Genomic DNA, 16,890 nt, shown 5'->3' with positions numbered 1-16,890 from the left:
TTCCCGGACGATTGCCGGAACAGGTTGCAGCACCTTTGTATCAAACAAAGATGATCGCTAATGAAAACGATCCTAACTGCAACCATGATGCTATCTTTCCTTTTCCCTCCGAAGCCGGGGCCTGCTCAGCGGCTTAAAAAAGCAGAGCGCAAAATTGAAAAGCTGTTTCAGCGTGAGCTGGATAAGCCCAAGGTTCACAATGCCTTCCTCTCCGTCTATGCGCCGGGCCGCGGCCTGCAGTGGACTTTCACCGGGGGACAATTTGAAGACGGCAGCCTGGTCAGCCCTGCCAATCCCTTTCATTCCGCAAGTATTGGCAAAACCTTTACCGCTACACTAGTCATGCTGCTGGTGGAAGAAGGGAAGCTGGAGCTCGATGCGCCACTAAGCCAATACCTTCCGGAAGAGGCCTACGCCGGGCTTCATGTGTGGAATGGCGTGGATATGACCGGGCAAATCACCATCGCTCAGTTGCTGCAGCATACCTCCGGGCTGCCCGATTGGTTTGAGGACTGCCCGGAGCAGGGCATGGCTTTTCTGGAGCGTATGCTGACCGAGCCCAACCAATTCTGGACACCTCAGGCCATTTTGGACTATACCCGCCAAAACCTGAAGCCCCACTTTCCACCGGGGCAGGGTTATTACTACACCGATACGGAATATTTTCTGCTCGGGCTAATTATAGAACGGCTGTACCGGCAGCCCCTGCACGAGGTGCTGGAAGCCCAAATCCTGGAACCACTGCAGCTCACCCAGACGAGTATGTATTTCCGTTCGGACCCTTTGGATCCCTACATCGGGCGAATGGCAGAACTTTATGCAGATGATGTGGAGATCAGCACCTTTAGAAGCCTAAGTGCCGACTGGGCTGGCGGTGGGCTGCTCACTACCACGGATGACCTCCTGCAGTTTATGGAAGCCCTGAATACTGGCAAGCTCATCAATCGCAGTACCTACGAGGCTATGCAACAGTGGGTGCCGGAAACCCGTGGTATGGAGTACGGTTATGGCCTCCGTAAATTTCGCCTGAGGGGGCTTTTTCCCCTGCTGCCTGACCTGACGCTCATCGGGCATTCCGGCTCTACCGGCTCCTACATGTACTACTGCCCGGAACTGGAAGTCTACCTGGCTGGCACTTTTAATCAAACTGGCTATATGAAAGAGCACGTGGTCTTTATGGTGAAAGTCCTGAGCGTGCTAAAGAAGCAATTTTAAAAAAAAGCTGAGCTGCTGTGATTTTTGCCCCGCCCACATCGAATAATAAGATGTAAACCAATTCAACCACACGCATCGTGCCAAACAAAGCTAAACATCCGGCTCCCGATTTCGAAACTGTACTGCAGCAGCACCGTGGCATCATCTTCAAGGTAGCTCGCCTGTACACCCGCAATGAGGCTGACTTTGAGGACCTGGTGCAGGACATCAGCATACAGATTTGGCAATCCCTCGGCAACTACAAGCCGGCCTATGCTTTGTCCACCTGGCTTTACCGCATCGCCCTGAATGTCAGCATCGACCGGCTGCGGAGGGAAGAGCGGCGCCAACGGCATCAGGAAGTTTTTGAAGCACTACCCCATACCGGGCAGCCTGGGCAGCCTTCAGGGCGAAGTGAGCAACTGCACCGCTGGGTACAAGCCCTGCCGCCTTTGGAGCGCGCTTTGATGCTTCTCTACCTGGAAGATTACCCGCATGAGGAAATCGGAGAGATGCTGGGCATCAGCAAGAGCAACGTGGGCACGAAAATCAGCCGGCTGAAGCAGCGGCTCAAAAAAGAACTAAAATAAGACCATTATGGAAACGAATGACTGGAAAGCCCTCTGGAAAAGCCATCAGGCGCAATTGGACCAAAATACCCGGCTAAATCTGATGATCGCCCGGCAAATGGAGCAGCAAGCCGCTCGCCGCCCTTTGCGGGCGCTGTGGGCCGCCCGGATAGCCGAAACGCTGGTTTGGGTACTCCTGCTGGCCGGGCTGAGCACCTGCATAGCCACTTTTCAGGGGCATACTGCTCCGCAAATATCAGCAGTGGTATTGAGCTTATTCGCAGTGGTGGGCATAAGCGGCAGTGCAGGGCAGCTCATCCTGCTGGGCATGCTCCAATTTGACGGGCCGGTAGTGGAGGTGCAAGTGGGGCTGGAACGCTTACGCAAGCACCGCCTCGCCATTACCCAAATACTCATGGGCAGTGTGCCCTTCTATCTGGCGCATGTATTTTTCTGGTTCCAGCTGCTCTTCGGCATTGATCTTTTTGCCAGCGGGGACCCGCAGTGGCTGCTCGCGCAAATGGCACTGAGCATAGCCCTTCTGCCTTTTACCTTTTGGCTCATCCGGGAAATGGGCAAGCCAACGCCCCGTTATACCTGGATTACCGGGCTGCGGCGGAGTATTGCCGGCGAACGGGTGGAGCAGGCGGTGCGGGGGGTAGCCGAGCTGGAGGATTTTAGCACCCGATAATACGTCGTCTGGCTGAAGGAGTGCTCTTATATGGAATAACTATAAATTGACAAATTTGACAGCTAATTCAGTATTGACGGTGCTTTGCAGCTTGAAAGCTCATGGCAAAATTTGAGAACCTCAGAAAATTGTAATTGCAAGGGCTTAGCGGTGGGCATACATTTGTGGTAACAACAGAAAAAGCCACAACAAATGTCACAATGTAAATTTTCAGTATGCCTTCGGGGCGGGCTGATTGCAATGGTGTTATTCCTTGGGAACGCCTGTACCCAGGAATACATTGAGCCTGATTCCGGTATTTGTTTTGAACAGGATATTCTTCCCGTCTTTATTTCGAACTGCACGCAGAGCGGTTGTCACAACAGTATTGACAGAGAAGAGGGATATGACTTCACCTCTTACGAGAAAATTGTAAGCCGTGGCATCGTTGCCGGTAACTACAAAGCCAGTGAAGTCTACAAGGTGCTTGTCAAGCCCTTCGGCGAAGAGCGCATGCCCCCAGCCCCCAATGAAATGCTGTCTGTCAGAAATATTCAGAACATTGCGCTCTGGATTGATGAAGGCGCAAAGCCTACTACCTGCGCCCCTGCTGCCTGTGATACGGCGGCTATCTCTTACGCCCTGCATGTACAGCCGCTTATGCAAACCTGGTGCAATGGTTGCCATTCATCAGGCGCCCCTTCGGGCGGCATTGCTACCGATAATTATCCTGGCTTAAAATCAATAGCAGATAATGGCAGCCTGATTGGCTCAGTTGTCCACGACTCCAGCTACGAACCCATGCCTCAGAACAGTGATCCGTTGTCAGCCTGTGATATAGCCCTCCTACAGCAGTGGGTGGCGGATGGCGCACCCGAAAATTAGAGCTTTCCCAAACTATAAAAACAAAAAATCATGATAACCACCATTCGAATGATGATGGGGCTGCTGTTGTGCACCGCCTTGCAGACAGCCTTGCCTGCCCAAAGTAAGTTTTTTACCCGTAGCGGTCAGATCACCTTTGATGCCGAGGGCATCACGGATTATTTCGAAGAAATTAAAGCCCTCAATAAAGAAGCGGTCTGTGTACTTGACTTTCAGTCTGGAAAAATGGAATGGGCAGTACGTATGAAGGGGTTTCATTTCAAAAATGGCCTGATGGAGGAGCATTTCAATGAAAACTACGTGGAGAGCGAGCAGTACCCGAAAGCTGTATTTAAGGGTGACCTGACCGGGCTTCCCGATGAGGCAGCTCTGCAAAAAACTGGCTCCTGGCCGGTAACCGCCAAAGGGTTGCTTACCCTTCATGGCGTGACCCATCAGGTTAGTTCAACGGGGAGTATTCAGAGTGATGGGGAGGGGCTTCACGCTGTGGCTGCTTTTTCCGTCAAACTCGAAGACTACAAAATCAAAATACCCTCTATAGTAGGCAGTAAAATTGCAGAGGTTGTCGATATCACAGTAGACGCCAATCTTCAACCCCTTAAAAAATAGTAACGATGCACAAATTGAAAATCATAGTTGCAGGCTTATTGATGCTGTGGGTATGGCTGCCTGCTGCCTTGGCTCAGGAAGATGATTTGCTGAGCCTGATCGAAGAAGAGCCTGCCACAGAACAAATCACCAATGCCTTCAAAAGCAGCCGGGTCATTAACGGGCACAGCATGGAGATGATAGGCGAAGGGGTTCTGGATTTCCGTATCCTTCACCGCTTCGGGCGAGTCAATCAGGGGTACCAGCAGTTTTTTGGTTTAGACCAGGCTTCTATGCGTATGGGTTTTGACTACGGTGTTACCCCTAATCTTACTGTAGGGGTGGGGCGGTCTACGTTTCAGAAAGAGCTTGATGGCTTTGTGAAGTGGCGCATCCTGTGGCAGTCGAAAGGGGCGAAAACTATGCCTGTCTCTCTCGTCTGGGTTAGCGGGGCAACATATAACGGCCAGGAACAACCCTTTCCCTTTACAGAAGTGGAGCCAACCTTTACCCGCCGCATGGCGTACTACCACGAGCTGATTATCGGGCGCAAATTCAGCAACGAGTTCACCCTGCAGCTCTCCCCGGTCCTCGTGCACCGTAATATTGTGGAAAACCGCCTGGCTACCAATGACTTTTTCGCCCTCGGCATTGGCGGGCGGTATAAGTTGACGAACCGGGTGGCGCTGGTGGCCGATTACTACCACGCCTTCAACCGTTTCCCCAATAGCTGGGTGTACAACCCATTGTCAATCGGAGTGGATATAGAAACCGGGGGGCATGTTTTCCAACTGCACTTCTCTAACAGCAATGGTATGAACGAACGCGCCTTCCTGCTTGGCGACAATGGTTCCTGGCTCAACGGAGACATTCAGTTTGGCTTTAATCTTTCCAGGGTTTTTCAGGTTAAAAAGCCTGTGCTGAAGTAACACAGGCACAAATACTTCAAATTATGCAACTTAAACATCAATTGCTCGCGGCAGTAGTACTGGCTTACCTGTTGATGCCTGCCTGTGAGCGTGAGCCCGCGGTGGTCCCGGGCCCCAATTCAACAATCAACAACGGTACCAATCCCTCCAACCCAACAGATAGCACTGATACAACGGTAAACACTATGCCCTGCGACCCGGACAGCGTTTACTTTGAGCAGCAATTATTGCCGATCCTGGTTTCCAATTGCGCGATGTCGGGCTGCCATAGCACAGAGTCCCACCGCGATGGCGTCGTTTTAGTCGATTATCAATCGGTGCGCACGACCAGCGGTATTCGACTGAATGACCCTACAGACAGCGAGCTTTATGAAGTCCTTTCGGATAGCGACCCGGAAGACCGTATGCCGCCCGCGCCCCGTGACCCACTCAGCAGTTCAGAAAAAGCGATGATCCTGGCCTGGATTCAGCAGGGTGCACAAAATCTTCACTGTGATCAGGCTTGTGATACGGTCTCGGTAAGCTTCAGCCTCCATATTGCCCCTCTTGTACAAACCCAGTGTGCTGGCTGCCATCAGGGTAGTAATCCAAGTGGAGGGGTGCTCCTGAACAATTATGCCACGATCCGCGAACAGGCGCTTAGTGGCCAGTTAGTGGGTACAGCCGCCCATCTGCCGGGATTTCAGCCTATGCCGCCTGCGGGTGCCGGTATTTCAGATTGCGAAGTGCGGCAATTGGAGTTGTGGGTGGAAGCCGGCGCTCCGGAAAATTAAAGTGGGATGCATGAAAATGTGGATTTTAGCGATGAATTTAGCGAATTTTCGCTAAATTCATCGCCACAAATTAATCCACCATGCACCCAACTTACCCAAAGCTGCTTGCCCCCCTCGACCTGGGCTTCACCATCCTCAAAAACCGTGTGCTCATGGGCTCCATGCATACCGGGCTGGAGGAAGAGAAAAACGGATTCGAAAAAATGGGCGCCTATTTCGCCGAACGGGCCCGGGGTGGCGTCGGGCTAATGGTCACCGGGGGCATTGCGCCTAACCGGGCAGGCTGGGTGAGCCCTTTTTCTGCCAAGCTCTCCAACCGCAGGGAGATGCGCAACCACCGGGTTGTAACCGATGCCGTGCACGAAGCGGATGGCAAAATCTGCCTGCAAATCCTGCACGCCGGGCGCTACGGTTACCATCCATTGGCCGTCGCGCCTTCCCGCCTCAAGTCGCCTATCTCACCTTTCAAGCCGTGGAAACTGAGTGGCGGTGGGGTGGAGCGCACCATTCGTGCTTTTGTACGCACGGCCCAACTGGCACAGGAAGCCGGGTACGATGGGGTGGAAGTCATGGGCTCAGAGGGCTACCTCATCAATCAGTTTATTGTTGCCAAAACCAATAAGCGGACCGACAAATGGGGCGGCCCTTACGAGAACCGTATCCGTTTCCCGATTGAAATCGTACGCCGTACCCGGGAAGCAGTGGGGCCCAATTTCATCATCATTTACCGCTTGTCTATGCTCGACCTGGTGCACGACGGCAGCAGTTGGGAAGAAGTGGAGCACCTCGCCCGGGAGATCGAAGCGGCCGGCGCGACCATCATCAATACCGGCATTGGCTGGCACGAAGCCCGGGTTCCGACGATTGCGACGATGGTGCCCCGGGGCGGATTCAGTTGGGTCACACAGCGCCTGATGGGCAAAGTGGGCATCCCGCTCATCACCACCAACCGCATCAATACACCGGAAAAAGCGGAAGAAATCCTCGCGGCGGGCCATGCCGATATGGTGTCAATGGCGCGCCCCTTCCTCGCTGATGCCGACTTCGTGCAGAAAGCGGAAGAAAACCGGGCAGACGAGATCAATACCTGCATCGCCTGCAATCAGGCTTGCCTCGATCATGTGTTCAAACAAAAAACAGCCAGTTGCCTGGTCAACCCACGTGCCTGCCACGAGACGGAGCTTAACTACACGCCTGCGCAGACGAAGAAAAAGCTGGCAGTGGTAGGCGCTGGCCCGGCAGGGCTGGCCTTCGCTACCGTAGCCGCACAGCGTGGACATGAAGTCCACCTTTTTGAAGGCAGCCAGCAAATTGGCGGTCAGTTCAACATGGCGAAGCGCATCCCGGGCAAGGAAGAGTTTTACGAAACCCTGCGTTACTTTGAGCGTCAGATTGAAATACAGGACGTCCACCTCCACCTCAATACCCGCGTGGACGCCGATGACCTGACGAGTCAGGGCTTCGATGAAGTCGCCCTGGCTACCGGCGTTGCTCCCCGGCAGATTCAGTTGGAAGGCATCGACCACCCCAAGGTGCTGAGCTATGTGGACGTCCTCCTGCATAATCAGGAAGTAGGGCAGCGCGTTGCGATTATCGGTGCCGGCGGCATTGGCTTTGATGTCTCTGAGTTTCTCATCCACCCACCATCGGATACTCCTCAGCCTGTGGAGGCATTTATGGAGGAATGGGGTGTGGATACCAACTATCAGAACCCCGGCGCACTGACCAAGCCAAAGTCAACACCGCCTGTCCGCCAAATCTACCTCATGCAGCGGTCCAAAGGGAAGCCCGGTGCCGGCCTCGGCAAGACCACCGGATGGATTCACCGGCAGAGCCTGCGCAAGAAGGGCGTGGAGATGCTCAGCGAAGTGCAGTATCAACGGGTGGATGATGCCGGGCTGCACATTCTGCATAAAGGCGAGCCCCGCCTGCTGGATGTCGATCATGTAGTGGTCTGCGCCGGGCAGGAGCCCCTGCGTACCCTGCAGCCGCCCCTGGAAGCAGCCGGGCTCAAAGTCCACCTCATCGGCGGCGCGGACGAAGCCCGGGAATTGGATGCCAAGCGGGCGATCAGTCAGGCGAGCTGGCTGGCGGCGGTGGTGTGAGGCGGGCGCCTCACCGGGTGCACCCAAACAAAAACCCCGATCCAAACGAACCGGGGCTTTCAACCTATCTAGCATTGTCTACAAAAAATCTTAGAAGCAGTAGCCGTTCGCTTCAATCATGCGGTCGGCAATCATGCGGCGGGCTTTCTTGACGTTGGTCGGTGTGTACTTGGTGAAGCGCTTCAGACCCATCAGCATGGTGCGCAGCAGATCGCCTTCGGCAAAGGAAACCAAGGCATCCGTGCCGTTTTTGTGGATACGGGCGGTGGCATCGGTCATAAAGACTTTCAGCATAGCGTCGTATATTTCCTGTGGCTGCTCCTTATTGTCCATCCCCGCTAGTTTCTCCACCCGCATCAGCATAGATTCTGCGGTGAGGGTGTCGAGCAGCATATCGGAGACATTCATGATGATCTCCTGCTCTTCCTTGAGGTTGAGCTCGCCGTCCATTTGCATTTTAGCAGCAGCACCAGCCGTCATCAGTACGGCTTTTTTGAACTCCTTGATCGCTTTCTTCTCGGCGGCGTAGGCGCCCTCGGGCTGATCAAAGGAAGGCATAGACGCCAGTTCCTTCTGTACTTCCCAGGCTGGCCCGACGATATCGAGGTTGCCCTTCAGCGCGCGGCGGAACAGCATATCGATGGAAAGCATGCGGTTGATTTCGTTGGTGCCTTCGTAGATGCGGTTAATGCGGGCGTCGCGGTAGGCGCGGGCAGCGGTGCCTTCTTCAGAGTAGCCCATACCACCGTGTACCTGCACGGTCTCGTCGACTACATAGTCCAGTACTTCTGAGCCGAGCACTTTGAGCAGGGCGCACTCGATGGCGTATTCTTCGGCTGCTTCGAGCTTCGCTTCTGCAAAGGTTTTTCCTTCTGCCATCAGAGCCTTATTCTTTTCCTGTAGCAGGTGAGATACACGGTACATGGCGCTCTCCGCTGCGAAAATCTGAATGGCTTGCTCGCCCAGTTTGTGCTTGATGGCGCCAAAGTTGGCAATCGGCTGCTTGAACTGAATACGCTCGTTGGCGTACTGCACGGCGGTCTCAGCGCTTTTCTTGGCACCGCCTACGCAAAGTGCGCACAGCTTAAAGCGGCCAATATTCAGGGCATTGAAGGCAATAAGGTGACCTTTGCCAATTTCGCCCAGTACGTTTTCTTTAGGCACTTTTACATTTTCAAAGAAGACCTGACGGGTGGAAGAGCCCTTGATGCCCAGCTTTTTCTCTTCTGCGCCCAGGGTTAGCCCCTCAGAATCACGCTCCACGATGAAGCCGGTGAACTTGTCGCCGTCAATCTGTGCGAAAACAATGAAAATGTCTGCAAAGCCAGCATTGGAAATCCACATCTTCTGGCCATTGATGACGTAGTGGTTGCCATCCTCGCTCAGGTCCGCCCGGGTTTTGGCAGCCAGGGCATCAGAACCGGAACTTGGCTCCGTCAGACAGTAAGCGGCTTTCAGTTCGCCATTGATCAGGCGCGGTAGGTAAGTAGCTTTCTGAGACTCATCTCCAAAGTAGAGAATGGGCAGCATGCCAATGCCAGTGTGAGCGGCATAAGAAACGGTGAACGCAGCGGCCGGGCCAAAAACATCACAAATCATGGTGTTGGTGTTGGTGTCCAGCTGCATACCACCATATTCCTCGGGCATGTGAGAGCCCAGCAGGCCGAGCTCTGCCATTTTTTCCAATAGCTGTGGGGCCAGCCCTTCTTCCTGCGCCTCAATGCGGTCGATGTTTGGGAGGATTTCTGTATTCAAAAAGTCCCTTACCGTATCGCGGATCATGAGCTGTTCCTCATTCATTTCTTCCGGGATGAAGGTCGACTCCGGGCCGGGCGTATCGCTGATCAGGAATTCGCCCCCCTTGAGTACATCGGTTTTGCTGAGCGTGTCTTGCATGGTAAAATCTTATTTTAGTAGCCTAATGCTTCGTTAAAGTTGCTGAGTTACGGAGCGTGGAAACCACTCCGGATTCGCCTGTAGTTTGTTTAAAAAGGCTTGATTTGTAGCGCCTTGTAAATCATTCAGCGAATTTTCGCTACTAATTTAGGGGCTTATCGGCAGAAAGTAAAGGATAAGGGCTGAAATTTTGCGAATTTTCGCTAAATCGTGACTTTGGTCCGTGTTTTGGCGGTTTATAGAACGATTTTCCAATAAAAAAAGCCCCGGCGCACCACAGCACCGGGACTTTCAGATCAAACCAAAACGTATTTTTTATCCTATTATTAAGGCAAGTGTTGTCAGCAGACCGGTCAGTGCGCTGAGGGCTATCGTATTTTTGTTGGAAGTCACCAGTTCCCGGTCCTGATAGTGCTCCCGAATATGCCGGAAGATCAAAATACCTACAGCCAGTGAAGCAACGCTCACGCCAATCAGCCAGGGATTGGTGTCAGGCAGGAACCAGACAATCGCGAGATTAGACAGAAAAGCCATAATCAGTATCGACAGATATATATAGGTGCTCTTTTCCTTGCCGAAGGTAACGACGAGGTGGTTTTTGCCGGTCTTAGCATCTGACTCCGCATCCGGAAACTCATTGATGAGCAGGATATTGGCGGTTAGCAGGCCCACAGGCAGTCCAATCAGGAACGCCATTGGGGAAAGCTGCTGCGTTACTACATAAGCAATACCCAAAGTAACCAAGGGACCAAATGCCAAGGCAATCCCCAGTTCTCCCAACCCTTTACGAGCGACCAGGCGTACCGGAGGCGCGGTATACAAATAGCCGATAGCCAGTCCCGCCAGCCCAATCAGTAACGTCACCCAACCGGTGACTGCTGTCAGGTAAATACCGATGAGTGTCGCACCGGCAATCAGCGCCAGACCCAGGCGTTTAGTACCTTCGAGGGTAATTAGCCCGAGCTCTATAGCCCGGCTGCCGCCAGAAAATTGCAGGAAATAGTCGTTATTCGCCCCATCGGTGCCGTCCTTGACATCGAAGTAGTCGTTCATGACGTTGCTGCCGAGGTGGAGCAGCGCCACGCCAATTACTGCAAGGGTAAACAACCACCAGTTGAACGCACCGGGCGAACCCAGCTCGTAGTGATAAGCATACGCGCCCCCTATAAACGCTGGCATCAGCACTGCCGACAGAAAGGGCATACGTGTGATCGCCAGCGCTTTGATCAGCTTGGTGGAGAACTTAATAGTTGGGTTGACCTCCTCCTCAATCACTTCAGTCACCCCGCAATAACCGGTTTGCCCGTTGTCCTTCCCATTGGCAAAAGTGGGCGTAACGCGGATTTTGGCATTGAATGGCGTGCCATCTTTACGCACAAACTTGGTTTTGGCGGTGTATTTGCCGTGCTTACTGGCTTCATCGAGCCAGACTGGTACATTTTGGAGCACAATCTCTCCCGGAGAAAAGACAGAAACCCGCTCTTTCCCGATGACCTCATCCGCAGGATACCCGAACATTTCTTCCGCGCCTTTATTAAAGGTCTCAATCCGACCCTCCATATCACAGGTGATGACACTTTTCATATTTTAAATTCGTTATTTTCAGTAATTTTTGAAAGTATAACACGCAAGCTAAATTTTGGTTCTTCCGCAAGGCGATTAAGCACTCATTATTTGCGTGTATACCTGATAAATATGATAGTTGTTAAAGGCGAAGACCACTGCGCCTAAGAAACAGGGCGCCATGAGCCAGCCTGCAGCCTTGTGGTGCCGGTAGAATTGCAGACCTGCGACTCCAATAGCCGACGCCACGACAATCATATCGATAAATGCAGCAAGTGGAGATTGCAGCCCGAAAAAGAGCAGCGACCAGCTGCTGCTGAACAGCATGACGCCAACGTAGGCAAAGGCCGGCCAGAAGATTTCGTGCAGTGACCGGTTTTTCCAGACGAGCCAAAAGGCAAAGCTGCTTGTGAGGTACAGCACGATTTCCGCAATATCGACCTGCTGGAAAGTAAATGTCCAGGCATTGGCCTGTACTTCATCATACCAGTCTGGAATCTGAAAAAGGTTATTCAAGCCGAACGCCCCGATACTAAATAGAAGAACGGGAAATAGCTTTTCGTACTTAGGCGTATCCATTGTTTTGATTTTCAGTTACTAATGCATGTGTAACTGGAACAAGGACAGGGCGCAGATGTTGATTTTTGCTACGGGCGGCTGACTTTGAAACTCAGTGCGCCAAGTGGGAACGGGCTGTAATAGAAGCCCCCGGCATTCCAGCCAATCGGGTAGGTAAGGTTGAAGTCCAACCGCCGGCCAATGAGCTGTATGCCGGGTAGGACAACCGTGCCTTCTATAGGGGCACCGGTCAGTATTTCTGCCTGTAGGGCGAAAAAAGATTTGACCGACCAGTTCATATTCATGGTGTAGACCGGAGAGGGGCGCAGGTTGCCCTCCACCTGTACCATTGCCAGCCCTGTCGAGAGGTTGCGGCTCCGCGAGCCCACAGAGAAAGTGGCGTGGTAGAAATTATGGGTAGAGAAACCGCCTTCGTAATCAGGCAGGTTCAGAAAAATGCCACCGATCCCTACGTTGATCAGGTCCTTTCGGATGGGGATGCTGAACTTTGGGGCGATGGCATAGGTGAAAGTATGGTCAGAGGCAGTTAAAATACTGGAAGCAATATCGAAGCCGGCACCGATGGAAAAGTAATCCGTTATCCCCACAGCGGCAAAGTTGGCGGTGAGCATATAGGAGCGCCAGTAAACCTCGCCCTTCTTGAGCCCGTAACCGGTATTGGGACCAATCTGATTCAGGTAACTGCCTACCGGCGGGCTCCACAGCCCCAGTGTATCAATGCGATGGATTTGATCTTGGTTGATCATCGTTTCCCGCCGTGCATCTTTTAGCCAAAACTGGTACCCGCTACTGTCCTGCCGTACACTACGCCCCTTCAGGGCCCGCCCGTCTGTTGTGGTGATGAGGACTTCGTAGTCTGGCGTGAACTGAGCTGCCGCAACAGCGGGGAACAGGCTCACAAAAAAGAAGAAAAGGACGGAAAGCCGGGAAACACTCCAATAAGGCATTGACATCTCGGATGATTTAAGTCATTCAGTCTATAAACACAGACCGCTTATCAACCCGGCATTGCCCATCGATATAGACGCGCTCCACCAGATCAGTGCCGAATGCGTAAGGCAGGTACGCCAACGAGGGCAGGGGAGCAGTAAGTACAAAACTGCCGCGTTTGCCCATGGCTATGCTGCCGAGTTCGGCTTCCAGCTCCATAGCTTTGGCGCCATTCAGCGTGGCGGCACAGATTGCCTCTTCGGGCAACATGCCACACTTCAGGCAAGCCAGGGCCAGCACGAACTGCATCCGTCCGGAAGGGGTTGACCCCGGGTTGTAGTCCGTGGCTAGAGCAACGGGTAAGCCGGCATCAATCAGCTTACGGGCGGGTTGATAGTGTCCTCCAATGAAGAAGGGGGCCGAGGGCAAAAGGGTTGGGATGCTTTGCCCGCTTTTTAGGATTTCCAACTCTGCATCCGAGACGACTTCCAGATGGTCTACCGAAACAGCACCATGGGCTACCGCTGCTTCAATACCGCCCATGCTGTTGAATTGGTTGGTGTGTACTTTGGCTTTCAGCCCGTATTTGGCACCCGCTTCCATGACGCGTTCCATTTCGGCAACGGTAAAGAACCCTTTCTCGCAGAAGGCATCCACGTAATCCGCCAGGTTTTCTTCCGCAATGCGGGGCAGCATTTCATTGACGATGAGGTCGAGGTAAGCTTTGCGGTCTGATTGGTAAGCCGGCGGCAGGGCATGGGCACCAAGGAAGGTCGATTTGACGGGGATAGGGGCCTTTTCGCCCAACCGGCGGATGACCCGGAGCATTTTGAGCTCGCTCTCTACAGTCAGCCCGTAGCCGCTTTTGATTTCAATGGCCCCTGTACCATAGCTGATGACCTCGCGGAGGCGCCCCCATGCAGACTCGAACAGCTCCGCTTCGGAAGCTTCCTGCAACCGGCGGGCAGAGTTGAGAATGCCACCGCCCCGGCGGGCAATTTCTTCGTAGCTGAGCCCTTTGATACGGTCCACGAATTCTTCTTCCCGGCTGCGGGCAAAGACCAGGTGGGTATGGGAGTCGCACCATGCGGGCAAAACAGCACGCCCGCTGCAGTCCACCACTTCGTCAGCTTGGACCGGGCAGGTTTCCATGGGGCCAAAGTTGGCGATCTTGCTTTTTTCGATGAGCAAAAAAGCATCTTCCATTACCGGTATGTGCTGCATGGCAGTGCCGGCATAGGAAGCCTGAGGGTGAGTCTCTGCGAGGGCGAGGAAACGAATATTACGGAGGAGGAGGCTGGACATGGTTCTCAAGTTGGTGAAGGGCAAAAATAAAAAACGGATGCTCTTAAAGAAGAACATCCGTTAAGCTGGGTCGGCCAGCTGGCCTGAAAATACGGGGGGTAAGGCACTTTGCTGGATCAGCTATTCCATTCCATTATTTTTCAATCTCTTTGACAAAGCTGTCGGGGTATCTTGCAGCTACTGTTTTTTGGTACTGTTCAGCCTCTGCCCTGGTATTAAAATCAACGGCGCATAAACGATATACGGTACGACCATTTGAGCCTTTTACAGGGAACACATGCCCTGTTGCTCCGTAGCGTTCAAGGTTGCCCTTTTCCCGGTAAGCGTTCTGATAGTTGGAGAAGACGCCAACCTGCAAGGCAAAGGAGCTTTCCGGGCGGGCTGCTATATGGTTTTGTGGACGGGTATAAATACTAGGGTAGTGTTCCGTATAAGCCGGGCGTACTGCCTGTACCTGGTTTTGAGTCAGGCCTGATTGCTGCCGGGAATAGTCAGCGGCACTGCCGGAAGCAATATCAGGAACCAGCCTCGGCCTGAAGATTTTGCGGTCTACAGCTTTGTAGGCAGCCGGCCACGCATTTCCACCTTTGGCTTTGGCAGGCAAAATACGGTATTCCGGTGTATCGTAGTTGCGAAGCGTAGCCAGCATTTCATTAGCGGTCTGCTTGCCGGTGAGGCCACCGATAAGTTCCCCTTTTGTACTAAAGATTAAGGTAGTGGGCAGCTGATTGATCTCATACTGATGTTGTAAACGGGCACCTTCCGGTTGTTCTATGTCCACTTCAGCTGCCAGGTAATTATTTGAGATATATGCTGCTAACCGTTCGTTGGAGAACGTGTGCTTTTCCATCCAGATACACTGCTCGACATGATCAGCTGTAAAGTGTAAAAAATAAAGTTTGCCTTCTGTTTTTGCTTTTTGCTGGATTTCGAGGTAATCAGACGCTGTAAACTGAAGCGGATTATTAGGTCCCGTAATGGTATCGGCTGCACAAAGGCAGAAGCCGGGCAGCAGCACGGCCAGGGTGAGTAAAATTTTCATAAGATACGGTTTTCGGTAAGTACTAATCTTGACAGGTGTAGTTTTTGTGCACATCATTTGTACGGTCGTTTGAGTAAATAGATTCATATATACAACTCATCTTCCGGCTGGGTAATTACCGAAAAAAGGGTTTTCTCATTGTAACTGAGCTGCGTGGTTAAATCCGGACATATTGAATGCAGGACGCAGCCAGCCCCAAGTGCTGTGGTATATAGTGGTTTGTTCTTAGCTGTGTTCTGTGTTGACTGGTATCAGGAGGAGTGTTGTGCCAAAGTGCCGCTTGAGTAGAATGATCAAGCTGTTTGCAAGAAGTGTTGGGAAAATAACTTTTGTGAATATAAAGATAAGGGAACGTCAAATAACAGTCAAGAATCAGGTGGGAATATTTGAATAAAAAATAATTATTTTCCTTTGATGTGACACTTTACAAAGTCAATTAACGCTTTATGATTCCCTGCCAGTTCTTCTGATGCATCAAAGAGTTCTTCGAATTTCATAGCCGCCATTTGATAGGCTTTTGAGCCGCGCGTCGATTCATCAAGCGAATTGGTCTTATATTCGAAGCAAGTATGTATGCTATTGATTACCTTAAGGAGCTCGTCTGCCCTTTTTGTGAATTGCTCGATCAGTTCAGCTTCATTGGCAGAAGGCGCCTGATAATGATCATTGGCGGCCTGAAGGTTGTCCACCACACTTAAATCCCGCTTGGTCAGGTCAAGAATGGGGACACCGAAGAGGTTGGAGAGTTTCAGCAGGTTACATATCTTGGGTTCTGCACTACCGTTTTCGTAGGAGGCGATATTGCCCCGGTTGAGCCCGATGCGCCTGCCCAGTTCTTCCTGACTGAGTTTCATTTGCTTACGTAAAAAGCGAATGTTCCGATGTAGTAGAATGGTATCTTGTTGTTCCTTAACCAGGCTCATGATTGGATGGCTTTTCCTGCAAAAAGACCGAACGATGAAGTTTACCGTTTTGCATTATTCATTCTAAAATACAAATGAAGCTCCGCATGGTTTAGTTGTGTTAAGATTTTTAACGATTCGGAGGGGCATTGCCATTGAACTGTCAAATCAACTACACCTGCAGCAGAAAGCGCCGTCCGAGGGAAATTTTATTTGCAAAATTGATGTTGGAACTGTAAATTTGTAAATAATAATTACAAAAGCTAATTCATCAAACATAAATCACCGACTATGCTATATACAGTGCAAAATCAGATTCAGGAACAACTGGACAGCATCAGCAGTTCGCTTCGGGCGTTTTCGCTTAAGCTGACCGGCAATCCGGTTGATGCTGAGGATCTGTACCAGGATACAGCAGTCCGCATCATCACCAATGCAGATAAATACAAGCAAGGCACGAACTTCAAAGCCTGGGCGGTGACCATCATGCGTAACATCTTCATCAACAATTACCGTAAGAAGGTGCGCCGTAATATGATCATCGACCAAACGCCCAATAATTATTACCTCAACTCCGGAGATAAAACAGTGGAGAACGATGGGGAAAATAATGTGGCCTACAAAGAGCTGATGAAAATGGTTAACTCTTTACCCGAGGACTTCTGCCGTCCCTTCATGATGGCTTATCAGGGGTATAAGTATGACGAAATTGCAGAGCAACTGGGCTCTCCACTTGGTACCATTAAAAGCCGTATTTTCTTTGCACGCAAAAAGCTGCAAAAAATGTACGCTGAGGCTCAAAAAGAGCGCCGGGCTTAAAAAGTGCCGAAAGATTAATGTTGTTGTAGATAAGCGGGGTTGAGCTATTCAGTAGTTCAACCCCGTTCCTGTTTCTATGCCTTAGGGCAAGCTCCTGTGGTACAAAGGCGCTATTATCCATGAAATATTTCTATATTGGTT

General features: G+C 51.8%; 16 protein-coding genes. 9 read left to right on the top strand and 7 right to left on the bottom strand.

The features are described 5' to 3' along the window. Positions 1-60: 60 nt before the first annotated feature. The 8 genes from ACO08I_RS14210 (at position 61) to ACO08I_RS14175 (ending at position 7,713) form a co-directional block, all read left to right on the top strand. Complete coding sequence (locus ACO08I_RS14210) at positions 61-1,215, top strand: serine hydrolase domain-containing protein (protein WP_421949650.1); 1,155 nt, start codon at positions 61-63, stop codon at positions 1,213-1,215. 77 nt (positions 1,216-1,292) lie between these two features. Continuing rightward, a complete protein-coding gene (locus ACO08I_RS14205; RefSeq protein WP_421949649.1) occupies positions 1,293-1,784 on the top strand; it encodes an RNA polymerase sigma factor in 492 nt (163 codons plus the stop codon). A gap of 7 nt (positions 1,785-1,791) precedes the next feature. Next, entirely contained in the window at positions 1,792-2,454 is a 663-nt protein-coding gene (locus ACO08I_RS14200) for a hypothetical protein (RefSeq protein WP_421949648.1), read from the top strand. A 192-nt stretch (positions 2,455-2,646) separates the two neighbouring features. Further along, positions 2,647-3,318 carry a c-type cytochrome domain-containing protein gene (locus ACO08I_RS14195; RefSeq protein WP_282781378.1) on the top strand — a complete coding sequence of 224 codons (672 nt, stop codon included), beginning with the start codon at positions 2,647-2,649 and terminating at the stop codon, positions 3,316-3,318. A gap of 30 nt (positions 3,319-3,348) precedes the next feature. Beyond that, positions 3,349-3,927, top strand: coding sequence for a YceI family protein (locus tag ACO08I_RS14190; protein WP_081968622.1), 579 nt, complete (start codon positions 3,349-3,351; stop codon positions 3,925-3,927). 5 nt (positions 3,928-3,932) lie between these two features. Next, positions 3,933-4,835 (top strand): DUF5777 family beta-barrel protein, encoded by a 903-nt coding sequence (locus ACO08I_RS14185; RefSeq protein WP_421949647.1) that lies wholly within the window; start codon positions 3,933-3,935, stop codon positions 4,833-4,835. Between the two features lie 23 nt (positions 4,836-4,858). Further along, positions 4,859-5,608, top strand: a complete 750-nt coding sequence (locus ACO08I_RS14180; protein ID WP_421949646.1) for a hypothetical protein — start codon at positions 4,859-4,861, stop codon at positions 5,606-5,608. 80 nt (positions 5,609-5,688) lie between these two features. Further along, on the top strand, positions 5,689-7,713 hold the full coding sequence (locus ACO08I_RS14175; RefSeq protein ID WP_421949645.1) for an FAD-dependent oxidoreductase: 2,025 nt from the start codon (positions 5,689-5,691) through the stop codon (positions 7,711-7,713). Between the two features lie 90 nt (positions 7,714-7,803). On the opposite strand, the gene ACO08I_RS14170 is transcribed toward ACO08I_RS14175, so the two are convergent. From ACO08I_RS14170 to ACO08I_RS14140, 7 genes are all read right to left on the bottom strand, one after another. Further along, positions 7,804-9,609: an acyl-CoA dehydrogenase family protein gene (locus tag ACO08I_RS14170; protein ID WP_282777482.1), complete on the bottom strand. Its 1,806-nt coding sequence runs from the start codon at positions 9,607-9,609 to the stop codon at positions 7,804-7,806. Positions 9,610-9,924: 315 nt separating this feature from the next. Then, positions 9,925-11,193, bottom strand: coding sequence for a UbiA family prenyltransferase (locus tag ACO08I_RS14165; RefSeq protein ID WP_421949644.1), 1,269 nt, complete (start codon positions 11,191-11,193; stop codon positions 9,925-9,927). A gap of 75 nt (positions 11,194-11,268) precedes the next feature. Continuing rightward, complete coding sequence (locus ACO08I_RS14160) at positions 11,269-11,751, bottom strand: TspO/MBR family protein (RefSeq protein WP_421949643.1); 483 nt, start codon at positions 11,749-11,751, stop codon at positions 11,269-11,271. Between the two features lie 68 nt (positions 11,752-11,819). Then, complete coding sequence (locus ACO08I_RS14155) at positions 11,820-12,704, bottom strand: hypothetical protein (protein ID WP_421949642.1); 885 nt, start codon at positions 12,702-12,704, stop codon at positions 11,820-11,822. Between the two features lie 19 nt (positions 12,705-12,723). After that, on the bottom strand, positions 12,724-13,986 hold the full coding sequence (gene hutI / locus ACO08I_RS14150) for an imidazolonepropionase (protein WP_421949641.1): 1,263 nt from the start codon (positions 13,984-13,986) through the stop codon (positions 12,724-12,726). A 133-nt stretch (positions 13,987-14,119) separates the two neighbouring features. Further along, positions 14,120-15,028, bottom strand: coding sequence for an SPOR domain-containing protein (locus tag ACO08I_RS14145; RefSeq protein WP_421949640.1), 909 nt, complete (start codon positions 15,026-15,028; stop codon positions 14,120-14,122). A gap of 401 nt (positions 15,029-15,429) precedes the next feature. Continuing rightward, a complete protein-coding gene (locus ACO08I_RS14140; RefSeq protein ID WP_044217136.1) occupies positions 15,430-15,951 on the bottom strand; it encodes a helix-turn-helix domain-containing protein in 522 nt (173 codons plus the stop codon). 270 nt (positions 15,952-16,221) lie between these two features. Between ACO08I_RS14140 and ACO08I_RS14135 the strand changes: the two genes are divergently transcribed. Then, complete coding sequence (locus ACO08I_RS14135; protein ID WP_044217134.1) at positions 16,222-16,749, top strand: RNA polymerase sigma factor; 528 nt, start codon at positions 16,222-16,224, stop codon at positions 16,747-16,749. The last annotated feature ends 141 nt before the right edge of the window (positions 16,750-16,890 follow it).

Origin of the sequence: Phaeodactylibacter xiamenensis (assembly GCF_965229835.1) — a bacterium.
Classification (GTDB): Bacteria; Bacteroidota; Bacteroidia; order Chitinophagales; family Saprospiraceae; genus Phaeodactylibacter; species Phaeodactylibacter xiamenensis.
The sequence above is the reverse complement of the archived record's forward strand: the minus strand, read 5'-3'. Positions and strand labels throughout refer to the sequence as shown.

Bases quoted from the DNA above. Each gene is read 5' to 3' on its own strand.
- ACO08I_RS14210 (WP_421949650.1), top strand. From the start codon at position 61: ATGAAAACGATCCTAACTGCAACCATGATGCTATCTTTCCTTTTCCCT.
- ACO08I_RS14185 (WP_421949647.1), top strand. From the start codon at position 3,933: ATGCACAAATTGAAAATCATAGTTGCAGGCTTATTGATGCTGTGGGTA.
- ACO08I_RS14135 (WP_044217134.1), top strand. From the start codon at position 16,222: ATGCTATATACAGTGCAAAATCAGATTCAGGAACAACTGGACAGCATC.
- ACO08I_RS14200 (WP_421949648.1), top strand. From the start codon at position 1,792: ATGGAAACGAATGACTGGAAAGCCCTCTGGAAAAGCCATCAGGCGCAA.
- ACO08I_RS14165 (WP_421949644.1), bottom strand. From the start codon at position 11,193: ATGAAAAGTGTCATCACCTGTGATATGGAGGGTCGGATTGAGACCTTT.
- ACO08I_RS14155 (WP_421949642.1), bottom strand. From the start codon at position 12,704: ATGTCAATGCCTTATTGGAGTGTTTCCCGGCTTTCCGTCCTTTTCTTC.
- hutI (WP_421949641.1), bottom strand. From the start codon at position 13,986: ATGTCCAGCCTCCTCCTCCGTAATATTCGTTTCCTCGCCCTCGCAGAG.
- ACO08I_RS14175 (WP_421949645.1), top strand. From the start codon at position 5,689: ATGCACCCAACTTACCCAAAGCTGCTTGCCCCCCTCGACCTGGGCTTC.
- ACO08I_RS14140 (WP_044217136.1), bottom strand. From the start codon at position 15,951: ATGAGCCTGGTTAAGGAACAACAAGATACCATTCTACTACATCGGAAC.
- ACO08I_RS14195 (WP_282781378.1), top strand. From the start codon at position 2,647: ATGTCACAATGTAAATTTTCAGTATGCCTTCGGGGCGGGCTGATTGCA.
- ACO08I_RS14145 (WP_421949640.1), bottom strand. From the start codon at position 15,028: ATGAAAATTTTACTCACCCTGGCCGTGCTGCTGCCCGGCTTCTGCCTT.
- ACO08I_RS14170 (WP_282777482.1), bottom strand. From the start codon at position 9,609: ATGCAAGACACGCTCAGCAAAACCGATGTACTCAAGGGGGGCGAATTC.
- ACO08I_RS14190 (WP_081968622.1), top strand. From the start codon at position 3,349: ATGATAACCACCATTCGAATGATGATGGGGCTGCTGTTGTGCACCGCC.
- ACO08I_RS14160 (WP_421949643.1), bottom strand. From the start codon at position 11,751: ATGGATACGCCTAAGTACGAAAAGCTATTTCCCGTTCTTCTATTTAGT.
- ACO08I_RS14180 (WP_421949646.1), top strand. From the start codon at position 4,859: ATGCAACTTAAACATCAATTGCTCGCGGCAGTAGTACTGGCTTACCTG.